This window comes from Kitasatospora sp. NPDC093558 (assembly GCF_040683475.1).
Taxonomy (GTDB): Bacteria; Actinomycetota; Actinomycetes; order Streptomycetales; family Streptomycetaceae; genus Kitasatospora.
On the sequence record NZ_JBFBDY010001364.1, the window covers coordinates 1 to 1,094 of the forward strand.

Consider the following 1,094-nt stretch of genomic DNA (forward strand, 5'->3'; position numbering starts at 1 on the left):
TTGAAGGGCCGCCACGGAGGCCCCGGCCGGGAAAACCCGCTCTTGCGGATGGCAAGCGTGTGCAACTATTGTTCCAGCAGATAGTGCAGCTGCAACCAAGTTGCAATCAACGCGCCCGGGGAGCCGCCATGAGCACCACCCTCTTCACCCCTTACACGCTGCGGGAACTGACCGTCCCCAACCGCGTGTGGATGCCGCCGATGTGCCAGTACAGCGCCGCGCCGGACGGCGAGGCGGCCGGGGTGCCGACGGACTGGCACTTCACCCACCTCGCGGCGCGGGCGGCCGGCGGCACCGGGATGATCATCGTGGAGGCCACCGCCGTGTCCCCCGAGGGGCGCATCAGCCCGTACGACCTCGGGCTGTGGAACGACGCCCAGACCGGGGCGTTCCGGCGGATCACCGCGTTCCTCAAGGAGCAGGGCAGCGTCGCGGCCATCCAGCTCGGCCACGCCGGGCGCAAGGCGTCCACCGAGCGCCCCTGGGTCGAGCGCGGGCGCGCGCTCGCCCCGCACGAGACGCACGGCTGGACGCCGGTGGGCCCCAGTGCCGTCGCCTTCTCCCCCGGGCACACCACGCCCGAGGAGCTGACGCGGGAGCAGATCGCCGTGATCGTGGGGCAGTTCGCCGACGCCGCCCGGCGCGCGCTGGACGCCGGGTTCCAGGCCGTCGAGCTCCACGGCGCCCACGGCTACCTGATCCACCAGTTCCTCTCCCCCGCGAGCAACCGCCGCACCGACGAGTACGGCGGCTCGTTCGAGGGCCGCACCCGCTTCGCCCTGGAGGTCGTCGACGCCGTGCGCGCCGTGTGGCCCGAGGAGCTGCCGCTGCTGTTCCGCGTCTCGGCCACCGACTGGATCGCCGAGAACCCCGAGGACGGGCGCGAGGGCTGGACGCTGGAGGAAACCGTGCGCCTCGCCAAGGAGCTCCACGCCCGCGGCGTGGACCTGCTGGACGTCTCCACCGGCGGTCTCGTGCCCGACGCGAAGATCGAGGCCGGGCCCGGTTTCCAGGTGCCCTTCGCCGAGGCGGTCCGCGACCGCAGCGGCATGCCGGTGGCCGCCGACGGCATGCGCACCGTGCCCGGCCCGGGG

1 protein-coding gene is annotated in these 1,094 nt (G+C 73.3%); it reads left to right on the forward strand.

Going from position 1 to position 1,094, the window contains the following annotated elements; translation table 11 throughout:
- Nucleotides 1-128 precede the first annotated feature (128 nt).
- On the forward strand, nucleotides 129-1,094 hold a 966-nt coding region (locus AB0O00_RS41010), incomplete at its 3' end, for an NADH:flavin oxidoreductase/NADH oxidase (protein ID WP_363659741.1).